Consider the following 4,736-nt stretch of genomic DNA (forward strand, 5'->3'; position numbering starts at 1 on the left):
GCGTAAAATATCAACCGTAAAAAAGAACGTCCAAGCGTTGGACATCTAGGGGTGGAATAACCCGAAGTAACGCTCAGTGAGACGAAAGGTCGCTTTCGTCGTGGAACTGAGAAGCCCCCACTTCAAAATTCGTTAGAATTTAAGTAGCGGGTAGTTCACAATATGCATTTCAAAATATATACAATTGCATTAACGTGTTTCAAATATTATTAAGTTGTATTTTTGAAATGAAATAGTCTAGATTTTCAGCATTGTCATAAAGTGTACTTTTTGAAATAACATATAAATTTATAATGAATCAATCTTATTCCCCCTTTTCGGGGATTTGGGCAAAATTACCCTATTAGTACAAAAATCTGTATAGAATTCTGTATAAAAAAGCCCTGCATATAAGCAAGGATTTTTCTATTTCCAAAATTGCCACCATTTTTTTTGTTGGGTGGCTGCAATCAATTTTTTAGTCTCCTGGTTTTCACGGATCATAGCCATTAGGGATCGATCACGTTCATCAATTTTTTGAAAATCCTGTTGTTGTTTTTGCTGTTCAGTTAACCATTCCTTTAAATTTTCTTCATGTTTTTTAAGCAGTTCAGATACTCTTTCAGCAACAATTCTATCCAATTCCTGAATAGCTACAACTACTTGTCCTACTTGGATCTGTTCAGGTTGTTGTTTAGTTATTTGGATAGGTTCAATGTCTATATATTCAGGTAATCCTTCTTTACTGAGGAGCTCAATAATTTGTTTTGTTTGGAGGTTTCTTTTATTTCTCATTTTAGCTATAAATTGAAAAACAGGTATACATTCTTGATGAATTAAATACTTGTTCTTTTCACCTTGTTGGAAATTTAAAAAACTACTGTAGGTTTGACAGTTTCGTTTTATAGTCATAGCTGATACTTTTATTTCCTTGGCTACTTCTTCAGCTGATAACCAGTCTTTTTGTTGCACTGTTCAGATCACCATCCTTCTACACATCTAAACATCTGAACAGAAAAACAAGGAAACTCTTGTTTTTCTGTTCAGATGGCTATTTAGATAATATAATATACAAATAGTTTAACACCTGAACATCTAAACGCAATATATAAAAGAATTACTAGAAAGTAAAATAGAAGGATAGATCTTAAGTCATGCACAGAATGTTAGTATTATGGGGATTATGGGAATATCTAACTTCTTATAATAGGACATTATGTAAACTCTCTACGAATACAATATTCATTATAAAATATAAAAGTAAAAACATAAAAAAGGGAGAATCTAGTAGTGAAAAAAGACTTTGAAAACGCACATCGTTTCTGTTCTCATAATAGAAATGCTTTAGAAACAGATACTATATGGAGTAGCATCAGGATTTTGCGGATTTACAGCGTCAAGGTAGAAATCCCTGTATCAATAGGGTTTACTCTATTGATACTTAACTGATTTTGCTTCAAATAAGGTTTGCGAGTGTCTCGTATGACTTGTCTCAAAATCCTTATCGTTGTTAAGTTATTCATTTTTAATACTATAAACAACTTAACGTTGTAAATCGGTATTTTCGGGACGCTACCCCTTAATGGCGGTGGGTGGGCTTTAAAACCCTAAACCTGAAAAAGCTAAAAGTTCCGCAAGGAACAGGTAGTATTTTTTGTTTTTTACTGCTCCACTTCGTTACTGCAGTAAAAAACAATCCTTGCCAAACTTTTTTCGGCTCGATTCGCGTTTTTCGCCAAGCCGAAGGACAAAAAGCAAAGCAATTGTTCTCGACTTGGACTAGCAATTATACGAGCCGAACCGCTTAGATCATTCGTTCAAAAATAGTTCTTACTCAAAATTTTGATACGTTTAGTACGTGGGGTTTCGTCCCCACACGACGAGCCAGCACTCCAAACAAAAAGCAAGGAAACCCTAAATTCGGTTAATTTGTTTTTTATTATAAATACTATATGTAAAATTTCACATTTATTCTTATGAAAAATAAAATAAAATACCTACAAATTTAACCAAAATCACTTATAACGCCCTATCTTCTTCTTTATAAGCACTTAGCTGCATTGAATGTAATCGCATCGACCTGACCTCTATTTCGTCATACAAAAGAATCTGAACGCTCGTTTTTTTCCTAAACGCAAAATTCGAGTGATTATTTTATTCAACTTTAGATTTTGGCTGTTGATGGATGTGGGGTATCGCCACATCGCTATCAAGCTAAGGTTATGAAGTACCCCCTAAACGAAAATTTTTATCTATCTACAATTATTTATAACAATTCAGCTCATTTTTTTAGTTTTGGGTAACAACAAATTTCTTAAGTTAATGGGCATGGCCTGAGATCCCCCATAAAGAAAAAGCACCCTTAGGTGCCTTTTCTTTGTTTGTTCTCGCGTATTGAGATGACTATTCAAACCTTGTATTAGGGGACATGGTTCAAACAGATATATATTACACTTAAAGCTTAACATTAACAGAAAACACTGTAAATTGATAACATTTATGCGGAATATTACCAAAGTTTGGTATAGATATTTTTCACTATTACTATAATGAAAATAGTATAAAAGCACAATTGCAGGGATTTTTTCATAAAGAAAAGACACCCATAAGAGTGTCTTTTCTGATGGTTTTTTTTAGCAGAAGCAAGCAGCTCCGACTATGATTAATAATATAAAGAGGACAACGAGTAAAGCGAAGCCTCCAGCAAAGCCACCGCCACAACTACCACCAAAGCCCATAATAGTTCCTCCTTTACTAATAAGAGGGGAAAAATGGGGTCATCTTCATGTGTTTTAACGGTTTACATTACCTTATGTTTTTAAATGATATATGAGCAGGTCCGTTTAAAAAAGAAAAGGCACCCTAAGGTACCTTTCTCCGACTTGAACCATCTTAATTTTAATAATATGTATGTGGACTCCCATCCACTTACCATTTTACCATATTTATCTATATTGTTTATTGAGAAAAAAAGAAAAAGCCCCATAAATCAGAGCTTTTATGTTATGGTTAAGTTACCTAAATTACCATTTTCTTGCGCATGTTATCCCCATTTCATGTGCTTTTTTTATTTTATTTCTCCTCTAAAATACGTTCAATATCATTTATACTTAATTTACTTGCTTTAGCAATTGTTTCGAGTGGTACACCTAGTTCATGCATACCTTTAATCATTTGTATTTTTCCTTCTTGGATTCCTTCTTTCTTCCCCTCATTACGAGCATGAGCAACCTTTGCAGCTTCATCCATTAACACTTTTTCCCTTGCCTCATAGGCTTGTCGGAAAGAAGAATCTTGGCTCATGCGTTCCCACTTATTCATTGCTTTTTGTAAAATTGGATCTTGATTCATGGCAATGTCCTCCAATGTTTGAGTTAAGTGTTCATCTTCATTCGCTGGAAGTAATAATAACCAACGAACAAAAGAATCTTCCCAGGGATTTACTTGTTCATTCCGCCACTGTTGCATTAACTTCGGAATCTCAACCATATGAACTTCTATATCATCACTCAATATCTTCTGTTGTTGCTTATTCCACAGGATTCCTGTTGTATGAAACGCTTCATATTCTGGAAACATCACAAAGTTTAACAGATTAATGGTGATAGTTTTATGAAGAGAACTATATGGCATCCCCTTCTGCAATTGCGATGTGAATAGCTTCCCCCAATAATACAAACTTCGTTTGATCATATCGTGATTATTATTGAGCTGTATTTCTACATTTACTTTTGTTCCTGTATCTAATGTAGCTGAAATATCTAAAATCGATAATTTATCCTCTTCATGTTCTCGATGTAAATGTGGATCTTCTAGCTGTAAAGAAACAATAGGTGATTCTAAGGAATCTTGTAGCATCGCATTTAAAAACGCGATGAGAATATCCTCACTACCATTTGTACCAAATAATTGCTTAAAAGCAAAATCGATGCGTAAATTTACTAATTTTTGATTGGACACAGGTTTTTCCTCTCTCTGTCTAATGCTATTTCTTTTTCTTTATTGTACATAAAAACAATCTAGACATGCAAACTTATACAAATATGAATCAAATTTCTAAACTCACTTTTGTCATCAATTTTTGGAGCACTAAAAAGTTACAACATTCAATTGTAATTATCCCTAATTAATATGGTTCCAAAACCTTTACTTTTTGGGACGTTTTTTTATTTTTAATTAAGTAAGTGCAGATTAATTCTATCTCGAATTGCTTCTTTAATAAATTCTTCGATGGAACTGTTTGTTTCTTCTACAATTTTTGTTATGGATTTATACTCGTTACTTGTGAGAGTTACTGGTTTTGTTACGGCATTACTATCTAAATACACACTATTATTAACGCGTTGTATCAGTTTTCCTTCTATTATATAGGGTGCCAAACTGGCCATCCATTCGGTCTGCATTCCAGATGGTAATGATACTAGAGATTGACGAATATCAAAATACCAAAATTCATCTTCTATTGATATTTTTAAGTTTCTCGGTGACACATACTGTAATATGAGATCAGTATATCGAAAAATATCACTTCGAAATCGGTCAGATTTAGGGAAGCGGAATTTTACAAATCTTTGATGATGACTTCGCGGTTGATCAGATAAAACATAGGCAGGCTCATATCCTACTTTTATTGCATCCCCTAATGTCATGTCATTCCCAAATTCATCACGAAGTATTATGTCTCCACGTTTTGGAATCGAGATAATACGTGCTAACGTATTCCCTTTCATAAACCTTTGTAATAATACTACATTATG

Annotated in this window: 3 protein-coding genes and 1 pseudogene; all 4 read right to left on the minus strand. The window is 33.6% G+C overall.

Going from position 1 to position 4,736, the window contains the following annotated elements:
* Positions 1-405 precede the first annotated feature (405 nt).
* Positions 406-951, minus strand: a complete 546-nt coding sequence (locus JDS96_RS29545; RefSeq protein ID WP_098206000.1) for a DUF3967 domain-containing protein — start codon at positions 949-951, stop codon at positions 406-408.
* A 1,661-nt stretch (positions 952-2,612) separates the two neighbouring features.
* Positions 2,613-2,717, minus strand: coding sequence for a YjcZ family sporulation protein (locus JDS96_RS29550; RefSeq protein WP_000505684.1), 105 nt, complete (start codon positions 2,715-2,717; stop codon positions 2,613-2,615).
* 334 nt (positions 2,718-3,051) lie between these two features.
* On the minus strand, positions 3,052-3,939 hold the full coding sequence (locus JDS96_RS29555) for an Rpn family recombination-promoting nuclease/putative transposase (RefSeq protein WP_003209727.1): 888 nt from the start codon (positions 3,937-3,939) through the stop codon (positions 3,052-3,054).
* Between the two features lie 212 nt (positions 3,940-4,151).
* Positions 4,152-4,736 (minus strand): annotated as a pseudogene (locus tag JDS96_RS29560) (ribbon-helix-helix protein, CopG family); the annotation flags it as partial.

It is taken from the genome of Bacillus cereus group sp. N21, assembly GCF_016483395.1.
Classification (GTDB): domain Bacteria; phylum Bacillota; class Bacilli; order Bacillales; family Bacillaceae_G; genus Bacillus_A; species Bacillus_A pseudomycoides.

Bases quoted from the DNA above. Each gene is read 5' to 3' on its own strand.
- JDS96_RS29550 (WP_000505684.1), bottom strand. From the start codon at position 2,717: ATGGGCTTTGGTGGTAGTTGTGGCGGTGGCTTTGCTGGAGGCTTCGCT.